21 protein-coding genes are annotated in these 21,993 nt (G+C 45.5%); 6 read left to right on the top strand and 15 right to left on the bottom strand.

Going from position 1 to position 21,993, the window contains the following annotated elements; all coding sequences use genetic code 11:
• Positions 1 to 12 precede the first annotated feature (12 nt).
• Positions 13 to 1,692, bottom strand: coding sequence for an AIPR family protein (locus QUA36_RS22645; RefSeq protein ID WP_333459182.1), 1,680 nt, complete (start codon positions 1,690 to 1,692; stop codon positions 13 to 15).
• Between the two features lie 150 nt (positions 1,693 to 1,842).
• Complete coding sequence (locus tag QUA36_RS22650) at positions 1,843 to 3,087, bottom strand: HhoA/HhoB/HtrA family serine endopeptidase (protein ID WP_333459183.1); 1,245 nt, start codon at positions 3,085 to 3,087, stop codon at positions 1,843 to 1,845.
• A gap of 177 nt (positions 3,088 to 3,264) precedes the next feature.
• On the opposite strand from QUA36_RS22650, the gene QUA36_RS22655 reads away from it, so the two are divergent.
• Positions 3,265 to 3,618 (top strand): metal-sensitive transcriptional regulator, encoded by a 354-nt coding sequence (locus QUA36_RS22655; RefSeq protein WP_333163138.1) that lies wholly within the window; start codon positions 3,265 to 3,267, stop codon positions 3,616 to 3,618.
• Between the two features lie 296 nt (positions 3,619 to 3,914).
• On the opposite strand, the gene QUA36_RS22660 is transcribed toward QUA36_RS22655, so the two are convergent.
• Positions 3,915 to 4,352, bottom strand: coding sequence for a helix-turn-helix domain-containing protein (locus QUA36_RS22660; RefSeq protein ID WP_333163140.1), 438 nt, complete (start codon positions 4,350 to 4,352; stop codon positions 3,915 to 3,917).
• 434 nt (positions 4,353 to 4,786) lie between these two features.
• Here QUA36_RS22660 and QUA36_RS22665 point away from each other — a divergent pair, with 434 nt between their 5' ends.
• From QUA36_RS22665 to QUA36_RS22675, 3 genes are all read left to right on the top strand, one after another.
• A complete protein-coding gene (locus QUA36_RS22665; RefSeq protein WP_333163142.1) occupies positions 4,787 to 4,909 on the top strand; it encodes a hypothetical protein in 123 nt (40 codons plus the stop codon).
• Positions 4,910 to 5,437: 528 nt separating this feature from the next.
• Positions 5,438 to 6,082, top strand: a complete 645-nt coding sequence (locus QUA36_RS22670) for a pentapeptide repeat-containing protein (RefSeq protein WP_333163144.1) — start codon at positions 5,438 to 5,440, stop codon at positions 6,080 to 6,082.
• Between the two features lie 259 nt (positions 6,083 to 6,341).
• Entirely contained in the window at positions 6,342 to 7,118 is a 777-nt protein-coding gene (locus tag QUA36_RS22675) for a pentapeptide repeat-containing protein (protein ID WP_333459184.1), read from the top strand.
• Positions 7,119 to 7,125: 7 nt separating this feature from the next.
• Here QUA36_RS22675 and QUA36_RS22680 read toward each other — a convergent pair whose 3' ends face one another.
• A complete protein-coding gene (locus QUA36_RS22680) occupies positions 7,126 to 10,131 on the bottom strand; it encodes a GAF domain-containing protein (protein WP_333459185.1) in 3,006 nt (1,001 codons plus the stop codon).
• Positions 10,132 to 10,498: 367 nt separating this feature from the next.
• Positions 10,499 to 10,951: an NADAR domain-containing protein gene (locus tag QUA36_RS22685; RefSeq protein WP_333459186.1), complete on the bottom strand. Its 453-nt coding sequence runs from the start codon at positions 10,949 to 10,951 to the stop codon at positions 10,499 to 10,501.
• 490 nt (positions 10,952 to 11,441) lie between these two features.
• Here QUA36_RS22685 and QUA36_RS22690 point away from each other — a divergent pair, with 490 nt between their 5' ends.
• Positions 11,442 to 11,732 carry a hypothetical protein gene (locus QUA36_RS22690; RefSeq protein ID WP_333370795.1) on the top strand — a complete coding sequence of 97 codons (291 nt, stop codon included), beginning with the start codon at positions 11,442 to 11,444 and terminating at the stop codon, positions 11,730 to 11,732.
• Positions 11,733 to 11,896: 164 nt separating this feature from the next.
• Here the strand turns inward: QUA36_RS22690 and frr are convergent, their stop codons facing one another.
• From frr to speB, 7 genes are all read right to left on the bottom strand, one after another.
• On the bottom strand, positions 11,897 to 12,445 hold the full coding sequence (frr, locus tag QUA36_RS22695; RefSeq protein WP_333056539.1) for a ribosome recycling factor: 549 nt from the start codon (positions 12,443 to 12,445) through the stop codon (positions 11,897 to 11,899).
• A complete protein-coding gene (gene pyrH / locus QUA36_RS22700) occupies positions 12,432 to 13,160 on the bottom strand; it encodes a UMP kinase (protein WP_333076369.1) in 729 nt (242 codons plus the stop codon). Before pyrH ends, frr begins: the two co-directional genes overlap by 14 nt.
• Before the next feature lie 131 nt (positions 13,161 to 13,291).
• Positions 13,292 to 13,690, bottom strand: coding sequence for a peptide-methionine (R)-S-oxide reductase MsrB (msrB, locus tag QUA36_RS22705; RefSeq protein WP_333459187.1), 399 nt, complete (start codon positions 13,688 to 13,690; stop codon positions 13,292 to 13,294).
• A gap of 90 nt (positions 13,691 to 13,780) precedes the next feature.
• A complete protein-coding gene (gene modB / locus QUA36_RS22710) occupies positions 13,781 to 15,598 on the bottom strand; it encodes a molybdate ABC transporter permease subunit (RefSeq protein WP_333459188.1) in 1,818 nt (605 codons plus the stop codon).
• Positions 15,599 to 15,668: 70 nt separating this feature from the next.
• Positions 15,669 to 16,475: a molybdate ABC transporter substrate-binding protein gene (modA, locus tag QUA36_RS22715; RefSeq protein WP_333459189.1), complete on the bottom strand. Its 807-nt coding sequence runs from the start codon at positions 16,473 to 16,475 to the stop codon at positions 15,669 to 15,671.
• 179 nt (positions 16,476 to 16,654) lie between these two features.
• Positions 16,655 to 17,212 carry a thioredoxin family protein gene (locus QUA36_RS22720; protein WP_333459190.1) on the bottom strand — a complete coding sequence of 186 codons (558 nt, stop codon included), beginning with the start codon at positions 17,210 to 17,212 and terminating at the stop codon, positions 16,655 to 16,657.
• Positions 17,213 to 17,345: 133 nt separating this feature from the next.
• The gene (speB, locus tag QUA36_RS22725) at positions 17,346 to 18,275 is read right to left on the bottom strand and encodes an agmatinase (protein WP_333370788.1); all 930 of its coding nucleotides are present in this window, start codon (positions 18,273 to 18,275) and stop codon (positions 17,346 to 17,348) included.
• Positions 18,276 to 18,437: 162 nt separating this feature from the next.
• Here speB and QUA36_RS22730 point away from each other — a divergent pair, with 162 nt between their 5' ends.
• A complete protein-coding gene (locus QUA36_RS22730) occupies positions 18,438 to 19,361 on the top strand; it encodes an alpha/beta fold hydrolase (RefSeq protein WP_333459191.1) in 924 nt (307 codons plus the stop codon).
• A 42-nt stretch (positions 19,362 to 19,403) separates the two neighbouring features.
• Here the strand turns inward: QUA36_RS22730 and QUA36_RS22735 are convergent, their stop codons facing one another.
• The 3 genes from QUA36_RS22735 to QUA36_RS22745 form a co-directional block, all read right to left on the bottom strand.
• The gene (locus tag QUA36_RS22735; RefSeq protein WP_242723039.1) at positions 19,404 to 19,832 is read right to left on the bottom strand and encodes a YidH family protein; all 429 of its coding nucleotides are present in this window, start codon (positions 19,830 to 19,832) and stop codon (positions 19,404 to 19,406) included.
• Between the two features lie 220 nt (positions 19,833 to 20,052).
• Positions 20,053 to 21,468 carry an LCP family protein gene (locus tag QUA36_RS22740; RefSeq protein WP_333459192.1) on the bottom strand — a complete coding sequence of 472 codons (1,416 nt, stop codon included), beginning with the start codon at positions 21,466 to 21,468 and terminating at the stop codon, positions 20,053 to 20,055.
• Between the two features lie 104 nt (positions 21,469 to 21,572).
• Entirely contained in the window at positions 21,573 to 21,947 is a 375-nt protein-coding gene (locus tag QUA36_RS22745) for a hypothetical protein (protein WP_333063371.1), read from the bottom strand.
• Positions 21,948 to 21,993: the final 46 nt, after the last annotated feature.

The raw sequence follows: 21,993 nt of genomic DNA on the forward strand, positions 1-21,993 counted from the left end.
TATATTCGGATTTTAAGCCTGAGCATCCCTGCGATCTAACTCCTGCATCACTTCACTCGTTAAAGGCATAACATCTGTGATATTCCTAAAAATAGCAAGATATCCCTTGTTGTCACTAGCAAAGTTCGATTCAGCAACCGTGTAAACAACCTCAGCAAGCTCTAACCCAATTCGTGAAAGTTGCATTTTATCGTCATCAGACAAATAAACTTCCTGCTTATTCAGCAAACGTTTATAGCGTCTTGCAAGAATATCCAGAATAAAAAATCTACCGTGCTTATAAAACTTTTTTTGTTGACCTGTTGCAGCCTGTTCTGAAGCCGAAAAAATTTCATCCAGATATTGAAAGATTCGCACATAACGACAAAGCGTAACTCCTGAAAGCCCATCACTAAACAATATATCATAATAACGCTTATAAAGCTGACTAATTTCTCTCTTTGCAGCAACCACTATTTCCGTATCACCGCTAAAACAAGCAAGGGCAACGGCCGCCTGTTCAATCGTAATTGCATCCTGAAGCCGCTCCCCCGATGGTCGATATTCATAAACAATATTCGATACCATACATTCCTGTCGCAAACGTTCTTGATTGGAATCTAACGCGGCAAAATAAACATCGCGCACAGCATTTTGCGTATTTCTTGCCCCAGTAATTTTTTCGCCAATATTATCAGTCTCCGTCCCCACTTCAATAATTGTAACTAATAACTTTGCATCAGCAGATATTGAGCCACTAACCTGATAAACAGAAGCGATCGCTCCTACCGTTTGCGCTCCATTTACGACGGAAAAATCTTTTAAAGTAAATTGAGTTGATTCCTGGTTATGTCCCGATGGCAGACTAATTACCGAACAAGTAATAGTCAAACCATTGTTGAGATAAAATAGTTCAGATGGTTGATTTTTGACAGTTTCCGCAATCGCTAAGTTAACATCCTCTGCACCTAGATAATAACGGATATTTTTCTCAAAAAGCGACTTATTATGCTGTTGATATAAAGAGGCAAGTTCTGAAGCCTTAACCAATCCATAAAAAGCCCTACGCGGCCGATCTAAACAATGCCAGTTTTCCAATGTCAAGACTACATCAAAAGGGGCGATCGCTTGTTTTGCGGTCAACCAACCATGTGTTATGGTAATATTTAAATCTTGCCATTCAAAACGTTGATCGAACTGATTCAGTTCACTTTTTAACTGATTAAGATCCGTAATCACATGAGAACTCAGGCTTTCATCAAGATATATATTACAGCCAACTATTTTTACCCCGTTAGTATTTAAAGCATCTTCAACATCTTGCTGCAACCGCGCAAAGCCATCATTAAATTTCTGAAAACGTTGATGGACTAAATCTCTAATCCCATCACAAAATTTTTTATTATCACCCATATTCGGAGCATTCCCCGCCTTAGCCTGTACCAACAAAAGCAATTTTTTCATCCGATCGAAATAAATGGCATCAATCCCATTATCATTTTCCCCATTGACAATTGAGTTAGCCGCTTGAGCAGGGGTAAGATCGGCAAGATTGGCGATCGCAAATGCAGCCAAAGAACGACTCAATCGATTTTTTTCATGTTGCTCTGGTGTCCAGTTCCTCTGAAGCTGCGCGGTCATTTGAAAATAATCCTGCTTTAGTACCTCAAGAACTTGACTTTTTTGGTAATGTAAAATTTGATTTTTTTTCATTGTTGGGAGATTGATACTCTTTTAAAAAATACTATCAGTTTTTGTGATTAAAAAATGCGACTATTAAAACTATCGCACTACTGAATCAATTCAGAGAAAAAAGAAACAAAGAGGAGGGTTTTTAACAGTTTCCCCCCTTCCTCTTCATATCTAAAAATCTTGCAATTGAGCAGTTTGAACGGCGACTTCTTTAATCTGGGCACCGCGGCGCACCTTCAGTTTTAAAATTTGACCGATTTTGCTGTTGTCCACCAAACTTTGCAACTGTTCGGCCTCAGTCACTCCCTCACCATCAATTTGAACTATCACATCCCCTTTGCGAATCCCTGCTTTCTCAGCAGGGGTGTTGGGCACAACTCGCATCACTAACACTCCGTTAACTTCCGGGACAATCAAAGGAGCATTGGGGTCAGCGTTATTCTCTTTGGCCATTTCAGGAGTCAAAGCAATCATCTGAATCCCCAAAAACGGATGGCTGACTTGTTCTCCCTTGGCTAACTGCGCGTAGATGGCCTTGGCTTTGTCGATCGGAATCGCAAACCCAATACCCATTGCATCGGCTCGAATCGCCGTGTTGATGCCAATCACTTCTCCTCTGCTGTTTAACAGCGGGCCGCCGGAATTGCCGGGATTGATGGCGGCGTCGGTTTGAATGAAATCGAGCCGCTTGTCGGGAATGCCGACGGCTGCACTGGAGCGTTTGAGGGTGCTGATAATTCCCAAGGTGACGGTGTTGTCAAATCCGAGGGGGTTGCCCACGGCGATCGCCCAATCTCCCACTTTCACCGCGTCGGAATCTCCCAAGGTGGCAGTCGGCAAGTCTAATTGCTTAGTATTAATTTTGACAACTGCCAAATCTGTTACTTCGTCAGTACCTTGCACTTCTCCTGGAAATGTCCTGCCGTCGTTTAAGGTGACAGTCACTCGATCGGCTTTGTCAACTACGTGAGCGTTGGTTAAAACAATCCCGCTTTTGTCAATGATGAAGCCGGAACCTTGGCCGCGTAAGCGTTCTTGTCTGGGGGTCATGCTGCGTAAATCTTCTCCCAAAAATCTGCGGAAGAATGGGTCTTCCATTAAGGGGTCGAGGTTGCGACTGACAGTGCGCTCGGTATCAATACGAACAACTGCTGGCCCGACTCGATCGACTGCCGCTGTCACAAAACTGCCGGTATCCCCTGGGAGTTCAGGACTCCGCAGCGCTAACAGTTGCGGATTCGGGGGGGTGGCCGGGGAACTCTGGAAGTGTAAGTTGGGCGGATTGCTGCCATCAGCGGCGGCAGCGGGTGCAGCATTGATTGCTAACGCACTCAGGGCGATCGTCATTCCTAAAATTAGGGCGAACCAACGATCACCGGTTCGAGGGGCGGGGCGAAAAAACTTAAATAGTCGCATAGCGTCAATCTTTGTTAGTCTGGGTTAGTCTGGTAAGGGTGTGCGATCGTGCGGACTCAATAATCGGCCACTATGAAGATCCTAAATATATTTTGACAGTTACAATACATGAGTCACGAGCCCGCACCAACTCCACATATTCTGAATTCTAACTTTTAAATTTCCCTCGTAACCCCGATGATTCTATCTGATACTTCTACTGACAAATCCTTGCCCTCAAATTCCCACCACCATCACGACGCTGAATCAGTCCATCCTCACCATCACGATGAAGAATCGATGCGGCGACTGGTAAATCGCTTGTCTCGGATTGAGGGACACGTCCGCGGCATTAAAACAATGGTGCAAGAAAACCGTCCTTGTCCCGAAGTTCTCGTGCAAGTTGCTGCGGTTCGAGGCGCGCTCGATCGCGTAGCGAGAATCATTCTTGACGAACACTTAACTGAGTGCATTGCCCGAGCCGCTAAAGAAGGTAATATCGATACGGAAATCGAAGAGTTGAAAGCGGCTTTGGATCGGTTTTTGCCTTAGCCACTGCCAATTTTTACCTCCATATAACAAAACCTGCAAATTAGACAAAACTTGCAAGTTATGATTGATGACCAATTTTTTAAGCATCTTTCACAAACAGGGGAAAAGCATCACCTATTCTTCCCCTCACCCCATTGCCACAACATATAATTTATATGCTTCGCAGTTTATGGGAGCGAGTTTTGTTAAAAAAGAATTAGTCAGGTGTTTCGTGACGAAGGAACTCCTCAAAAGCTCCAAAAGCTGACTGCAAACCATTAGATAATCGGTGATTAATCCGACGGGGTATGAACTGTCTAGACTTTCGTCAGCTTGGCTTTGAGCTGGTATCTGACTGTTGCGTAAACCGCTTTATAGGAAGCTTCAATGCTGTATTCCTGCTGCAACCACTCTTGAATTTCTCCATAGCTTTTAAAGCCTTCCTGGGGGTCGCTGAGGCGCATTGCCAAACTAGCGCGGGCCACAGGAGGGATTGCCGGCTTACGGCCGCCGCTGTGCTTTGTTTCGAGGAGTCCTTCGAGTCCGTAAGATCGGTACTTTCTCAGCCACCGCTGCACTGTAATTCGGTTTACCCCGATGGTCATTGCCAATTCTTTAACTGTCTTAACGTGAGAAATTTTGAACAGGTAAAGTGCTTGAATTTTTTGAAAGCCGCTTGCTGTTTTTTGTTCCGTTAACAGGTTTTTTAGTTCGTCAATTGTCTCTGTGATGCTAAGTTTACATACTCCAGCCATATCAATTACCTCACGATTCGCGTTCTACAATACCTTTGTTTGACAATGGAGCAAAAGCTGCTCCTCTCCTAAATGCTGACCTTTTGTTTGCCCTGAAGCAAGACAAAAGCGATCCTTCTCATTAAACTTTTTCCTTCCTGGAGGCACTCAGGCGCTCAGAAACCGGGTTATTTTAACCTGGAGCAAGGTTGCAACGATTTTTTTTGTAAAAAACCAGGTTTCTGGGTCAGTTTTGTATTTGATGGACAAGCGTCATTGCTAATACTGATAGCCGTTAACCGATCGACTTTAACATTAGTGGCAATAGGTGACTCTTAAGGAATACCATTTATTCTTTTATTGTTAAACATCTATCATGGTTTTCCTGGTATTTATTGGTATTTTTTGCGAACGTATGGGCGATTTTTAGTCATTAGGTGTTAGCAAACAAGCGAATGTCTCTACACCAGCGATCGCATTTTTATACAGACATTCCCCTAGTTCCAGAAGTGCATTTTTGGCTTTCGCTGTGCGAAAAATCCTTAGATATCAGCACTCTCATCGGTCAGAGCCGGTAGCGCCGAGTGACGTTGCAACCGACTTTCTTGCCGCGGGCAAGTATCCGTGAAACTACTGGCTTTATCGCCAATTGAGTAAAACACGACGAGGGTGGCATTGTCAATTTTTTAGCATTACAGTATAAGTATCGGCTATTTTTGCCCGCCTGCTGTGATCGAAAGCGGAGTTTCTATGTGATTCTACTAGCATTTTTTTGTGATCTTCGTCACGCTAGCACTCAGTAAGCTCAACTACCCACAAAAAGTTATGGGTTCGATCGGAGTTTCCACGTAGAATCTTTGGGATTTAGTTAGGAAGTGCGATCGAACTTGTTGTTAAAATTTTTTAATGTTAATTTTTAACCAGAGGGAAAAAGAATGCAGCTTTTTCCTTCACCCTCACCAAACCATCTAATTTATACTCAAACCTTGCAGATTGAGGGAAGTTTCAGGCTGGGTGTGAATATTTCAGAATCAAAAATTGCAGAACATCCGGTGCAACCAGCTTGCTGACAGTATTCTTCATTTAAAAGGTGTAGAGAAGCCACAATGAACGTTGACGAACTGCTCAAGCTATATGCAATAGGAGAAAGAAATTTTAGTGGGGTCTACCTGCACGAGGTCTACCTCTACGAAGCAGAATTGATTGGAGTCAATCTGTATGAAGCCGACCTGATTGGAGCCAATCTCAGCAAAGCCAAACTTAACAGAGCCAACTTTGGCAAAGCCAATTTGTGCAAGATTAATTTGAGCAAAGCAGACTTAGGTGGAGCCGACCTCACGGAAGCACTTTTAGTTGAAGCTAACCTGCATCGAGCTGAGTTGATGGGAGCAAATCTCAGCAAAGCAGACTTGAGCGGAGCTTCTCTGATCCAAGCAAGTTTAATTGGTGCCAACATATCTCGAGCAACACTCAGCCATGCAGACTTGCATGGAGTAAATCTTTACGGAGTAAACTTGCGTAGGGCGGTGCTCACAGAATGCGATTTAATTGGGGCAAACTTGAGTAAAGTAGACCTTAGCGGAGCCGACTTAATGGGGGCGAGTCTAATTAGGGCAGACTTGACTGAAGCGATTTTAAGTGCGTCAGACTTAAGCGGAGCAAACCTGTTGGGAGCAAACCTTACAAAAGTTAACCTGAGCGGAGTATATCTTAAGGGTACAACGATGCCCGACGGCACGATTCACGACTAATTTATTTGTTAATTTTTATGGTTGCCGAGAACAGCGGCTAAAGGGTAATGAGCTTTTCATTACCCTAATTTATTGGCAGCGAAATCTTTATTTGACACTAAGGTAAGGCCGAGAACTTCAATGTAGGGTGCTGATGGCGCACAGAACTCCTACATACGCCAAGTCAAAGATTTGTTGGGTGAACTTGTGTTATGGTGATTTTCAATTGCTTCGAGAAAAGCTATTTTAGATTTAATATTTTGGATTTGGGACGGTTAAAATGAAACTCAGAATCCTCGCTGCTGCAACGCTGCTAAGCGCGATCGCCCCGATCGCTCCTGCTGCAGCCGAGAACATCCAACACACGCAACAATTACTAGCCACCCGACAGTGCCCCAACTGCGACCTCAGCAGTGCGGGCTTGGTTTTAGCCAATTTAACCGGAGCCAATCTCAAAGGTGCTGACTTGAGATTGGCTAACCTCAGCCGAGCCAACCTCACCGGGGCTGACCTCAGCGGTGCCAACCTCAGCGGCACCAGCTTGTTTGGCGTCAACCTGACGGGGGCCAACCTCAGCGGTGCGAACCTCAGCGGTGCTGACTTGAGAAGTGCCTATCTCAGCGACGCCAATTTGCAAGGCGCTAATTTAACTAACGCGCAACTGCTCGGAGTTAGAGGAATGCCAACCAATATCGGCACCGCTGAAGACTTCTACCGGTTGGGAGTGCTGGAAGCTCAAGCAGGAAACTACAGAAACGCCATTGATTATTACAATCAAGCCCTGAATCTGAAATCGGATTTAGCAGCCGTTTATTTTGCGCGCAGTATGTCTCGCGCTGACTTGGGAGAGTTCGCCGGCGCGACTCAAGACGCTGCAATAGCAAACCAACTGTTTGCAGCTCAAGGAAATCCCCAAGGTCAGGAGTTGTCAAAGCAGTTAGGCGAAGCCATTGTTGCGCGCCAAAAGCCTACGGAACCCCGCACTTCCAGCCGCGGCGACTTTATGAGTCTTCTCGGTTCGATCGGTTCTGTGCTGGTGAAGCTAATCTTGCCTTGAGGGTTGCCTAATTCAGCGGAATCTCGATCCAGAACTCTGTACCATGACCGGATACAGAAACACATTTAAGTACGCCTTGGTGTTTCTCAACTACAATTTGGTAACTGATAGACAGTCCTAAACCAGTGCCCCGACCTACGGGTTTAGTAGTAAAAAACGGATTAAATATGTGAGAGATTAACTCTTTGGGGATGCCGTGACCATTGTCGGCAATGCAAATTCCTACCGTTTTTTCATCGATTAATTGGGTGCGAATCCGAATGCAAGGAGATGGGAAATCAGGAATCAAACACTCGGTGGTGGCATTTATATCTCCTGACTCGATAGGCAGTATTTGGGAGCTTAAATGCGTCGCCGCTGCACTTGCCGCTTTAAAGGGAAGATTCATAACTTGCTCTTTTTTTCCCATTTCTAGGGCGTCAAGGGCATTACCTATCAGATTCATAAATACCTGATTGAGCGAGCTGGCATAGCATTCTACTAAGGGCAAATGGGCGTATTCTTTAATGATTTCTACGGTGTTGTGATCAGAATTGGCTTTGATCCGGTGCTGCAAAATCAACAGGGTACTGTCTATGCCCTCGTGAATGTCAACGGCTTTTTTCTCGGCTTGATCGCTTCTGGAAAAATTACGCAAAGAGACAACTAACTGGCGGATGCGCTCAACTCCGACTGTCATGGAACCCAAAATTTTGGGCAAATCTTCGGCAAGAAATTCGATGTCGATTGCTTCGGAACACTCGCTAATTTCTGGGTTGGGATTGGGGTAGTGCTGGCGGTAGAGTTCCACCAAGCAGAGCAAATCTTTGGTGTATTCGCTGGCGTGCGACAGATTGCCGTAGATAAAGTTAACGGGGTTATTGATTTCGTGGGCGACTCCGGCCAGGAGTTGTCCAAGACTGGACATTTTTTCGGTTTGAATCAGTTGGGCTTGGGTATTGTGCAGTTCTGTGACTGTTTTAGCTAGCTGTTCGGCTTTTAATCGATCGGCAGTTGCTGCATTGAGACTTTCTTGATAAAGTTCTGCTTGGTGAATGGCGATCGCAGCTTGAGCCGCTAAATGTTGCACCAATTCCTGTTCTGCTGTTTGCCAAACTCTCGGTCCCGAACACCCATGGGCAATCAGCAACCCCCACAATTGCGAATCTTTGCCGATCATGGGTACAATTAAACTTGCTCTCACCTGCAAATCTTCCAAAAATTCGCGGTGACAGGGTGTTAAATCATCAGTATAAATATCATTAATTGCTCGCACCCGTCCGGCTCGATAAAAGCAGTCTGAGCCTTCGGAAAAGCATCCTTGTGGAGATGTGATACCTAAAATGGACCGCCACTCGCCACAAACAGCTTCGACAACTACCTCGCCCTGTTTGTCTGCTGCAAATTTGTAGATTACCGTGCGATCGGTATCCAACAAAACTCTGACTTCTCGCACAATAGTTTGCAGTATGATTTTTAAATCTAAGGTGCTGCGAATCTGGTCTCTAACTCGCGTCAATACTTTGGCAAAGTCCAAGGATTTTTGCAATTGGGCGGTGCGTTCTTGAACTTGGCGCTCCAAGTTGGCATTCAGAGTTTGCACTTCTTTATAAAGAACGTACTGCCCAATTGCCGAACAAAATTGGCTGCCTATAGCTAAAGCTTGCTCAATTTCCTCGCACTTCCACTCGGGCGACTGACCTTTTTTTATTTCTCGCCAGACTTCAAAGGATTGTCTGGGAAGGGTTTGTTCAGCGCTGGTGTCAAAGCGCCCCGCCCACATTTTTTCGGTATCAATTGCATTGCGAAAAATGGTCAAACAGCCAACTACTTGTTGTTTGTAGTGGAGGGGGATTACCAACAAACCCCGAATTAGGGTAGATTGGAAAGCGGGAACTAAAACTCTAAATAGAGGTTCTTTGTATAAGTCTGTAATTATCCAAACTGGAAATTGAGAATTAGTAAAAATTGAAAACTTGGGAAGTTCTTCGGTATTTTTGAATCCTTTGGTTAGCCATTCCTGCCAGAGGGGATGAGCTTCGATCGCCTTAACTTTTTCCCAGTTTGGAAGTGTCGGTTGTTCTCCTGTGGTGAACAGTTCAAAGGTAGCATCACTGTGGGCTGGGGCAATTGGCAATCCTCCTTCAATCTTGGGAGCGGATAACTTTTCACCGTTGATTTTCGGCTGGTTGAGATAGAGTCTGCCGCCGCTACCGCCCAAAGCGGTGACGGTGGCTTCTAAACCCTGTTGCAGTTGAATGTTTACGTGACCATACAACAGGGCTGCTATGCGGCTCACGGTAGCTTCGCGGGCAGCTTGAGAGCGGGTTTGCTGGAGGAGGAGCGCATGGGCGATAGCGCTAGACAATTGATCTGATACGAGCTGAACTACTTCTAAATCTGCTGGTGAAATATTGAGGGGCGCAGAGTGGTGAGACACTAAAAGTCCCCACAGTTCGATGTGAATTTTTTGATTATTTCCTGGCTCGTATCGAGTCAGACACGTGGCCGCCTCGCAGATATCTGTTTTGCTGTTTTCCGACGCAATCCTGCGGTGCAAAATCGGCACGACTAAGGAAGATTGCACTCCCATTGCCATCAGGTAAGCTGTGTGGCAAGGATCGAGCGATCTGTAGTGGATCTCTTCATTTACTAAAGGTTGACCGGTGTCTGCAGCATCGAGGGGACTCAGGACGATCGTCCCTGAGTTAACATCTATTATTGTCCGCTGGCGCAAAGTGACATACATTTCCCTGGCGCTCGCGGGAATGTCGTCTGCTGGAAAGTGCAGTCCTTTCAAGGAAGGGAGACAGTTGTTATTAATTGACTCAGCAACAACTTCTCCACTTCCGTCGGCACTAAACCTGTAAATCATAATGCGATCTGTTTTCAAAAAAGACCGCACTTCTGCTACTGTACTGGTTAAAATATCTTCTAATTCTAGAGATTGGCGAATGCGTTCTGTTATCCGCCGCATCAAAACTTCTCTGTCTAGTTTATAATGTAATTCTTGCGTATTTTCTCTGAGTTGCATAAATCTCCTTTTGTACTTATACAATAATAAGAAGTTTTGATGTGCTGTTGGATCGTTCAAACTCAAATGCCTCACCCTGAGTTTTTGACTCAACCGATCTGTACAATTAATCCGTCGCGCACTTGTGAGAGACGACGGTGTATCGCATCGGGTGGGCTGGGGTAAGTAAAATTTGCGATCGCGCCAGTTTAATCTTTGCCTTCAACAGGCAGAGCGACTTAAGCACATAATAATTATTATTTTAATGCTCTTATAAATTTCTCGCAATCTTAAACTCTCACTATGAGAATTATTCATTGTTAGGATAACTTGACATTTGTTGTATAACTTCATATAATGATAATTAACGAAAGAATTTGAGTTTCTATCAGGGTGCAAGGCGCTGACTAATTTCTTGGCGCACGCTCATCAGAATTTTACCCAAATGATTTTGACCGGTTCTGTCGCAGCCACACCCCCAGTAGTAATCCGTTGGCGAATCCTCGACAATCACTCGCTCCCCTGTGGCAAGAAGAATAGCTTGAATGTCTGTATGAGTGAGAAACTTAGTTAAAACTGCTTCGCGCATAATGGGAATTTTCACGGCTTCCCAATCAGCACGAATCCGGTGGTTGGGATCGCGACCTAATTTAGCGGCTTCTTGAGGAGTTGCTACGGCTTGAATTGCCGCCACTAATCTTTTATCAGTGCTGACAAATTTTTGGGCTTGATAGTAATGTTCCACAGTCAACCAATATTGACCGTGCAGAGAAATGTCATGTAGTGAAAAATTAGAAAAGCAGCCGTAAGGCTCCTCTACTTTATAAAAATAAATTATCATTAGATTTGAGATTATATATAGCAATCCTAAATGAGTCGTAAATTTTTGACCCCACCCCAACCATCCCCTTATCAAGGGGAGGGAGTAAGAAATTTACAAATGATTTAGGATGGCTATATTTTACAGGATTTAGGTAGAATATAATTATTCAGGGTGTCCATGAAGCGCCTTACCGCGCTCTTAGTAACGTTTTCAACCACTTTTTGCCTCCAAGAGTATTTGAGATTTATTCTATGAGCAGCGCGAGGCTTGTATTAAAAAATCCTCGCATCGACTTTATTTAAAATAGCATTTACGCTTTTGAACCGAGTTTCTTGGAAAAAATCGGGTTAAGGAACGAAAAATCTAGGAATTAACTGGCTTTCTGAGGAATAGTGCGTAATTCCTATTTTTAAGTTAAGGATTAAGAATGGGAAATCAAGAATAAGCAATGGAAATGTAAGAATATTTATCATTCCCTGTTTCTTCATTCCAAAACGGCATCAGAAGAATGAAAAGCGCGGTTAGCGATATCGGCATAAAGCAGTTAGCCACACAAAATTTTGCTCATCAACTGAGTAGGCATCGGGAATTTGACGCCCGCTCTATAAGCAGCTCCTGTAAACTGATAGAAGGCTCTGGCCAAGCGACGGGCCCAAACCATATCAGCGTTGCATTCTTGGGCGATCGATTGAGTGTACTGCTCCTTAGCGTCGTCGGCACATCCAAGAGATCGATCGCCTCAGCAGCCTTAAATCCGCTAACAATGGCAGGACGAATTCCTTCAGCGGACAACTGGTAATGGGTGATTGGTCATGGGGCAGGAGGAATTGGTAAGTTAATGAGTGTTAAATCTTGAGTTTTTAACTCACAACTCACAAAAGATTAAGCGTCTGCTCGTTGTTGGCGGCCGTATCTCGGCAATCTCAAAACTCTTCCTATTCCCCCTGCCCAATTTCCCATTCCCTAAACAGTCGTGATATCTTTCTCTTTCGCTGCCAAAACTTCTTCTATTTTGGCAACGTACTTGTCCGTCAGCTTTTGAATTTTATCTTGCAAGTCGCGGGATTCATCTTTAGAGATATCGCTGCTTTTTTCCTGCTTGCGAATCGAGTCAACGGCATCGCGGCGGATATTGCGAATTGCAACTTTACCTTCTTCAGCAAACTTACTGGCCATTTTGACAAATTCTTGGCGTCTGTCGCTCGTCAGCGGCGGAATGTTCAAGCGAATAACTGAACCGTCGTTGTTGGGAACGAGTCCTACATCGGACAGGGAAATTGCTTTTTCGATCGAGGTAAGCGCTGTGCGATCGAACGGTTGAATGGTGATCGTAGTCGCATCCGGGGTGCCGATGTTGGCAAGGGATTTGATCGGAGTTGGAGAGCCGTAGTAGTCTACCATGACTCGATCGAGGAGGGAGGCGTTGGCCCGTCCCGTCCGAATAGTATTAAAAGACCGTTGAGTAGCCTCAACTGCCTTTTGCATATGATCTTCTGCTTCAGCTAACTTCACAAAAACCTCCGACAAGAGTTCCAATAGATTCTCCCATTACAGCTCGGTAGATGTTGCCCGACACCGAGAGGTCAAATACCATAATAGGAATATTATTTTCTTTGCAAAGGGCGATCGCCGTACTGTCCATCACCCGCAAATCTTGATTCAAGACGTGGGCATAGGTGAGGGTTTGATACCTGCGCGCGTTGGGGTTGAGGTGGGGGTCGGAATCGTACACCCCATCTACCTTAGTAGCTTTAAAAATCACCTCTGCATCAATTTCAGCCGCCCGCAAAGCGGCTGTAGTATCAGTAGTAAAAAAAGGGTTGCCAGAACCGGCACCAAAAATCACTACTCGTTTTTTTTCTAGGTGGCGAATCGCCCGCCGCCGGATGTAGGGTTCAGCTACTTCTTGCATGGCGATCGCCGATTGCACCCGCGTTGGCACTCCTGCTTGTTCCAGGGCATCCTGCAAAGTGATAGCATTCATCACCGTAGCAATCATGCCCACATAATCAGCCGTTGCCCGATCCATCCCTGCCGAAGCAGCTTTCACCCCGCGAAAAATGTTGCCGCCACCGACAACAATCGCGATTTGAATGCCTTGGGACACGACTTTGGCCACTTCCTGGGCGATCGACTGAACCACTATCGGATCGATGCCGTAGCCCAAGCTGCCCATCAGCGCTTCACCGCTGAGCTTCAGCAAAACTCGCTGATATACCATCCCCATGCCGCCACTATTTTTTTACTCTTTTTGCCTCCACCATAAGATAGCAGTATGGGTGCATTTTGAACATCAATTGCCCGGAACAGACCCAAAAGTCTGTTCCAGAACACTTGACTGAGAACGGCTGACTAAATTTAATCCTTGGGGACGAAATTAAGAGCAGCAGAATTCATGCAGTAACGCTGACCGGTAGGTTTCGGCCCGTCGTTAAATACGTGACCGAGATGAGCGTCGCAAACAGCGCACAGTACCTCTGTTCGGCGCATGAACAAGGTGTTATCGGACTCACACTTGACATTTTCTTCGCTAACGGGAGCGTAGAAACTCGGCCAACCAGTACCGGAATCGAACTTTGTTTCTGATTTAAATAGCTCAGTGCCGCAGCAAATACACTTATAACTTCCGGTTTTTTTGTTGTCGTGATATTCGCCACTAAAAGCTCTTTCCGTTCCTTTTTTACGGGTGACTTTAAACTGTTCTGGCGTGAGTTGTTGTTGCCATTCTGCGTCGGTTTTTTGAACTTTTTGACTCATGATTTGATGTTTGGTTAAGATGTATTTAGCTGTTGAATATTGACGGTTAACTGTTGAGTGTTGACGGTTAACGGTATATTGCTAGTTAACTCATGCCTCCATTAATATTAACCTAATTGGCTCGATATGAACATACCAGGGAAAAGGATTGTCTTTAATAGCCCTCCACTTTTCCTTGAAAACTTCGGCTTGCAAGTGATAATCTTGGGCATCATTGGGAGGCGAGTGCAATTTGAGATATAATGTCACCCGGTGCGGAGTTTCCACAGTCGAGGCGATCCAACAAGCAAAAGTATTTTCACGATCGCACCCGCTAACAAAACTCAGTTGATGAGCCCGAATTCCCACAGAAACTAGAGATTTGGGAATTGGTTCGACTACAGTCAGAGTACAGCCCCAGTCGATCGCCTCCACGAGAGTTTCTGCGATCGGTTTAGCGGCAGAGAAGTTCTTACAGCCAGTCAACTGGGCGACGGTGAAATTGCCAGGGCGATCGAAAATGTTCTGTTTGGTATCAAAGGCGATCGCCCTTCCCTCGGCCAACACCAACAGATTTTTGCACACCCGGTAAACTTCCTCTAAATTGTGGCTGACAAACAAAGTAATGCCCCGATAATTAGCCAGAGTCTGCATTAACTCGCGTTCCAGTTGACTGCGTAAGTGAGTATCCAAAGCAGAAAACGGTTCGTCTAACAGCAGCAATTCGGGAGAAGGGGCGATCGCCCTCGCCAAAGCCACCCGCTGCTGTTGGCCCCCCGAAAGTTCGTGCGGGTAGCGGTTTTCCAATCCAGACATTTGCACCGAAATTAGTTGTTCTTTTACCCGAAGTTTTTGCTCGCTTTCAGATAAATGCTGCAAGCCAAACGCAATATTTTGAGCAACACTCAGGTGAGGAAATAAAGCATAGTTTTGAAACAAAAAACCGATGCGGCGGTCTTTAGAAGGTACATTAATGCCCTGTGCTGAGTCAAATAAAACCCTGCCATTGACTGCAATTTTACCGCTCATTGGAGTTTCCAAACCAGCGATGCAGCGCAGAGTCATGCTTTTGCCGGAACCCGACGCGCCCAAAATTCCCAGCACTTCCGGGCCGATATCGAAGCTGACATCCAAGGCAAAGCTGGAGAGAGGTTTAAAAATGCTTAAACAAAGTCCGTTTTTCGGTTGTTGTTGGGATTTTGTGGTAAAAGTAGACGCGACTTTAGGAAGATTTGATTGCAGTCTTTGCCTCGAATTTGGTTTGGGCGATCTCCTTTGTAAATCAGTCCAAAAATTAACAGGAGTTAGCACGCTCAAAGAAATACTCAGAATAATCAAAACCCAAATAGCAGCTTGCCTCATATCCCCAGCTTCCACAGCAAAATAAATTGCCATCGGGATAGTTTGAGTTTGTCCGGGAATATTCCCCGCTAACATCAACGTCGCGCCGAATTCACCCAAAGCGCGGGCAAATGCGAGAATAGTTCCTGCTAAAATTCCCGGCCATGCTAGCGGCAACATAATGCGCCAAAAAACTTGCCACTCTGAGGCTCCCAAAGTGCGGGCTGCATTGAGAAGATTGGCATCAATTTGCTCAAAAGCTCCCAAAGCAGTTTTGTACATGAGGGGAAATGATACAACTGTGGCAGTAATGGCGGCGGCTTGCCAAGTGAAAATTATAGTTAAGTCGAATTGTAGCAAAAATTGCCCGATCGCCCCATTTCTACCAAACAGCAGCAGCAGCAAAAATCCCACTACTGTCGGCGGCAAAACTAAGGGAGAAATGAAAATCCCTTCAATTAAAGCTTTACCTCTGATGCGAGTTGAAAGCATCCACCGGGCGGCGGCTATTCCCAGGAAAAAGGTGATAAATGTTGCAATAGCCGAGGATTTTAGAGATATCCAGAGCGGAGAAATATCAAATTCCATCTATAAATACATCCGCGTTAATCAGCGCTTATCTGCTTCCATCAGCGGTAAAAAATCCCTAATTAGTTAGTTATCGAACTATGCCAAATCCATATTTCTGAAATACTATTTTAGCCCGATCGCCCCCCAAAAAGTCAACAAACGTTTTCGCAGCAGCCGGATTGCGGCTGTTTCTGATAACTGCCAGCGGATAAACAATGGGCGAATGCAAATTTTCAGCAGCCGTTAGCCGCACAGTTACTTTGTCGGAGGCTGTGGCGTCAGTCGCATAAACTATACCAGCATCAACGTTACCGCTTTCGACGAATGTCAGCACTTGGCGAACGTTATTTCCTAGCACTAATTTTGGCTGTATTTGCCGCCACAATCCAAGTTTATTTAGCATTTCCTGAGCGTATTGGCCCACAGGTACGCTCTTGGGTTCGCCGATCGCAATTTTCTTGATTCGGGCATCTGTCAACTGTTTGAAATCGCTCAAAGCAACACCGTTTTTGGGAGTAATCAAAACCAGGCGATTTGTCAGCAAATTGCGGCGCGTGTCGTTAATTAGCAGGTTAGATTGCTGCAAAGCATCCATTGGCTTGGTGGCGGCACTCAAAAATACATCAACCGGGGCGCCTTGCTGAATTTGCTGTTCTAGAGCACCGGAAGCACCAAAATTATAAGTAATAGTAAAATTTGGATTACTGCTTTGATAAACAGTTTTGATTTCCCCTAAAGCTTTCGAGAGACTGATAGCAGCGGATACATTTAAGGAGGTGCGCTGCAACGTATCGACTGAGGAAAAGTTCTTAAATAAGTTCCAACTAATCAGCAGTGCTAGCAGGAAGGCGACTGCGAAAATTAAGTTGGGAATACGTCTACTTTTTAAGTTCACAGACAATTGTTTTGAATCTTTTTACTCCTTACCAGGCTCTGCCTAGTAAAGCAGATTCGGAGGCTGTACCTCCAATTTTCATCCAGTCTTTGACGAGGCAGAGCCTCTGGAGATAGGTTCCCAGGCACAGCCAGGGAACCAGTTAATAATTAGTGCCGGAACGTTAATTTTAAATCTGCCTATGCTCGCCATTTGACGGAACAGCCTATTGCCTCTGTAGTTGAAGGCTCAACGGGTTGACTGTTGAGCAATTGGTCGATCGCACTCCGCAGATAAGAAACCTGCACCGCCGCCGGATCGTCAGCGTTGTCGTCAATTAAACCTTTATAGCGCAGTTTGCCGTCTTGGTCTAACAAAAAAACCTCCGGCGTTTTAGAAGCCCCAAAACTTTCAGCTACATCTTGAGCAACATCTCGGATGTAGGGGAAGTTGAGTTGATTGTTGGCCGCAAAAATTTTCATGTTTTCAAAACTGTCGTCGGGATACTGGTTTGCATCATTAGCATTAATCCCGATTAAAGTAACATCTCGATCTTGAAAATCTGCTTGAAGTTCTTTCATACGATTGAGATACAACTGCACGTAAGGGCAATGATTGCACATAAATATCACCGCGATCGCCCGAAATTTTTCTAAATATCGAGCTAAATGGTGAACTTCGTCGTCAACTCCCGGCAGTTCAAAATCGGGAGCGTAGCCGTTAATGGGAGTACCCGTTGTATCCATTAGTAAACTCATGTTTTCAGGAGGTGAAGAGCAGTTTTTGCCAGCATGAAAGATGAAACAATCAGCACGAATAAAATTGGCTGTTGTTTGGCTTTACCTTAATTCTAGCCTTGCCAACAGCCTATTGTGATTCGTACTTCGCGATTTATTCCTCGTCTGGCTTTAGCCAACCTTGAGCCAGAGCTTGATATCCAATAAGTTTGTAGGCTAATTTGGCTGCGGTAAATTCTGAGACTACAGAATCTACAATAGGTGCTAATTCCATAATGTCACACCCGATTACTTCGTATGACTCGAAGATGCGGCGCAAAAATCCGGTGAGGGAATACCAATTTAACCCGCCCGGTTCAGGTGTTCCCACTCCTGGAATTAAAGTCGGATCGATGCCGTCTAAGTCGATCGTCAAAAATACTCGCTTAGTTGTTATGCTGGCAATTGCCCGATCGGCCCAATCCGGTTGAGTAGCGATTTCGCGAGCTCGAATCACGTTTAGCTGTTTTGCTTTAATCAAGTCGGCTTCTTCCTTGCAGATAGCGCGAATCCCGATTTGCAGTGTCGGTAAGCCCATATCGACAACACGCCGCATCACGCAGGCGTGGTTGTGAATCGAGCCTTCGTACTCGTGCCGCAAGTCGCCGTGGGCATCGATTTGCACGACTGTGAAAGGTTCATCCGGGTATGCTTGGCGATAACCTTCGACAACGCCGGCAGTGATGCTGTGTTCGCCTCCGAGGGAGATGACAAATTTATTTTCGGTAACTAGCTGGTAGACTGCTGCTTGGGTGACTTGCAGCATTTCTGAGGATGAAACTGGTTGCCTGTTCCGGGTATCGGCGATCGGCTCTTTTGTATAAATTCCGACATCGTAGCAAACTTCGGAATCCAATTCTTCGTCGTAGCACTCGAGTTGATGAGAAGCTTCTAGAAGTTTTGCCGGCCCGTTTTCGCACCCCCGGCGGTAAGTAGTGGTAGCTTCGTAGGGAATTGGTAAGATAACTACTTTGGCGGTGTCGTAGTCTGGTACAATTTCCGACCCCAGAAACGGTACGACGGCAGTAGAAACGATCGTTGGCATAAGGGAAATTTCAATAAGGCAAAGAAGTCAGCATCTTTAATCGTGACATACTATCGGCTCTAACTGCAAAGTAGTCATTAGTCAGCAGTCAGCAGCTAACAATGCCCCATGCCCCATGCCCTATGCCCCATGCCCAATCTAAAATCTAAACTCTAAAATCGCATGACATCTTCTACTCCCGCTTCGTCAACACTTATTTCGCCTCAAACTTGGCTGTGGAAAGGCTTTCCCATTTGCTACCAGGCTGCGGGTTCCCAGGGGCCTGCGGTGGTGTTTGTCCACGGTTTTGGTGCGTCTTGGGGCCACTGGCGCAAGAATTTGCCGGCGCTGGCTGCTGATTGCCGCTGTTATGCGATCGACCTCATCGGTTTTGGCGCTTCTGCTAAACCCGCGCCCAAGCTTGAGATTGACTATACTTTTGAAACTTGGGGACAGCTAATTGCTGATTTTTGTCGGGAAGTTGCGGGCGGGCCGGCTTTTTTGGTGGGAAATTCGATCGGCTGTGTGGCAATTATGCAAGCTGCAGTGGATTTTCCCGATATTGCTGAGGGCGTAATTTTACTCAATTGTTCCCTACGCTTGCTGCACGATCGCAAACGCGCCGAATTGCCTTGGTATCGCAGTTTTGGAGCGCCAATTGCACAAAAAGTTTTAAATGTCAAGTGGATAAGTCAACTATTTTTTAAACAATTAGCAACGCCAAAAACAGTAAAAAAAGTGCTTTTGCAAGCTTATCACCGTCCTGAATCTGTCACCGACGAACTGGTAAATATGCTGCTGGAACCTGCTAAAGACAGCGGCGCAGTGGAAGTATTTGTGGCATTTATCAGTTATTCTCAAGGGCCGCTACCGGAGGATTTGTTGCCGCGTTTGAGCTGTCCTGCTTTGATTTTGTGGGGTACGGACGACCCTTGGGAGCCGATCGCATTGGGACGAGAATTGGCAAAGTTTCCGGCTGTTGAAAAGTTTATTCCTCTGGAGGGAGTGGGACACTGCCCGCAAGATGAAGCGCCGGAATTGGTCAATCCTATTTTACTCGATTGGATTAAAGAGCGATCGAGATTTGCCGAAAATCCGCCCCTTTAATCAACAAAGGAATAGGCACTTTAGCTAAGCGATCGGGTTAACTTAAAATTGAGAGTTTTTAGGAGTTGAAGTGGGAGCTATATTTCCGCGATCGCGCCATAGCACCAACGGAATGCTTAACGTTCCTAAAATCATTACAACTCCAGTTAGAATCCAAACTAGCACACGATTTGGGCGATAATCACCTCGCTCAATTTGCCAAAATACTCGATTATAACGCCATGCTGCTAAGGCAATCACCGCAATCCCAAAAACGACCAGACTCAGCCCTAAAGTTTCGGAGTTGAAGAAGGGAGGGGAGGAAACTTCTTGCTGAGTCACTGTAGCTTGAAATTGACGGAGAAATAAACTGAACCGACTGATCGCAAACCCAAAACCAACTAAAGCCAGTGAAGTTCGTAACCATGCCAGAAAGGTGCGTTCATTTGCCTGATGTTCCCGCTGTCGGTCTATTTTATCACCTTTGTTCATCAACCTTACCTTGATAAAATATCTTAAGCTTTCCCTCGTTGATTATTGTTTTACTTGTGATTGCGGAGGGAAGTATCGGTATTGCGATCGTGATTCATCATCACCAAAAAATATACTATCAGTAAATCTACAAAAAAGCGATCGCCTCCATCTCTATCAACAGAAAAGAAGAGGACACAGCAATGCTGTGTCCCTACAAATACCGCAGTTAAAATCCAGTTTAAAAAGACTTAGCCCCACCACCGGACTGAGCCTTTTTCGCCAACCAATCCTGACCCAATCTGATTGTCACGTCCGAATTCAAAGAACCGGTACTCTCAACCAACACATCTCCAAAACCCAAAAACTGGCGAATCGCTTGAGCACCTTTAAGATCGCCCTGTTGAGCTACTAGAGTAGTTACCTCCAGCGGTTCGGGCCAAGCTTTATAAACCTGAACATTCCGATAACCGGCTTGAGTCAAATTATTGACAAAATCTTCAACAGCCGATGGATCTCCGGTACTATCTTGAATCGCCACCTTCAGAAAAGTCGAATCAGCATTCTCAATTTGCCAAGTATTTTGGCCGAAGTCAAAATGTTCCGCCACCATAGTTTCGATGGCATATTGGTCTGGCAACCAAAAACTTGACTTGTAGTCCTTAGAATCGCTAAATTTACCGGGAACCATCAACATCTGCACGCCAGCGCGATCGGTTTGAGTAGCAAAACCAGCCAAAGCCACCAATTCTTCTATACTCAAATTCGTGTCAAGGTGAGACTGAATCACCGATAAAATCTTCGGTAGTCGAGACAGCAAACCTACATTTACTTCCTGTTCCACAAAAGCCCGCATCAACAATTGTTGGCGCTGCACCCGCCCGATGTCGCCCAAATCGTCGTGCCGATAAAGCAAATATTGCACGATTTGTTCGCCGTTGAGTTTCTGCTTACCAGCCTTTAAATCTATATATAAATGCTGGCTGTTATCGGTATACTTCATGTCTTTAGGGACATTAATAGTAATGCCACCCAGGGCATCGACCAAACTTTTTATGCCATGAATATTGACTGTGACATAGCGGTCAATTCCCACGCCGCCCAAGAGTCCGCTGACTGCCTTCGCTGACGAAGCTGGGCCCCCGTAGTAATTAGCTTCGTTGATTTTCACCTCGCCCCTGCCTTCAACATAGGTGCGGGTGTCTCGCGGAATGGAAAGCAGGCTTAACTTTTTATTTTGAGGGTCAAACCTAACCAACAGCATGGTATCGGTTAAGCCCTTAAAGGAGTTTTCCCAAAGCTCGTATCCGACATCTTTGTTGACACTTCCTTCGATGTCAGAGGTCAGAACTTTAAGTCCTAAAACTAAAATATTAACTGGCCGAGTCAGCTCCGGCATCTTCATGTTGAGCTTTGCCATGTCGCCTTGAGAAAATACTGCTGCTTCTTCAGGGCTCAACTTTTGTTGCTGAAGCGGCGTTGTGGAAAGGGAGACGGCTAGCAACGCTCCGGCTGTGGCTGAGAGCATGGCAACTCCAGCCAAACCAAAACCAAAACCCAGCCAACGGCCTCGATGGGGCTGGGAAGCTTTTTTGGTTGCAGGTTGAGCAGTTGATTGTTGGATAGGGTCTTGATTAGGAATTTTTTGAGCTGGCACTGGCTTCCTCACACACAACAAAAATAAAAAAGATAATGGCAATATGTAGTATCAAGCTGAAGACGCACTCAATCAATAGGGTAGGGGCTTAAAAGAACCCTAAATTATGATAAATGTTTGCCTACTACTTGCTCGGCTACGCGACTAATTCCAGGCAACCATAGCGGTTGACGCTTCCAGAGGCGAACCATCAGTCCCAGAGCAACGATGAAATAGCTGGTTGTTAGCAGGCTACTCATTAATAACATGGGAAGTGTCGGAGATTCCGCAGAAATCGCTCCAGCTTCTAAAAGAATATGTCCTAAGAGCCAACTAAAAGCAAGGGCAATTGCCAAGCGGCTGATGGCTTTGCGTTCGGGACTACCCTGACGGCGGTAAAGAGTCCACAGGGCGGGGAAAAAGCCGATGACTGGGATCATTAATACAAACAGACTGGCACGATCGAGTTCAGGATTTTCTAAGGGATCTGTTTTTTTCATAATTCGCTACTCCAAATTTGCAGAAGGTGAGATTTTGCACACACGT

The organism is Microcoleus sp. Pol10D4 (assembly GCF_036701555.1).
Lineage (GTDB): Bacteria > Cyanobacteriota > Cyanobacteriia > Cyanobacteriales > Microcoleaceae > Microcoleus.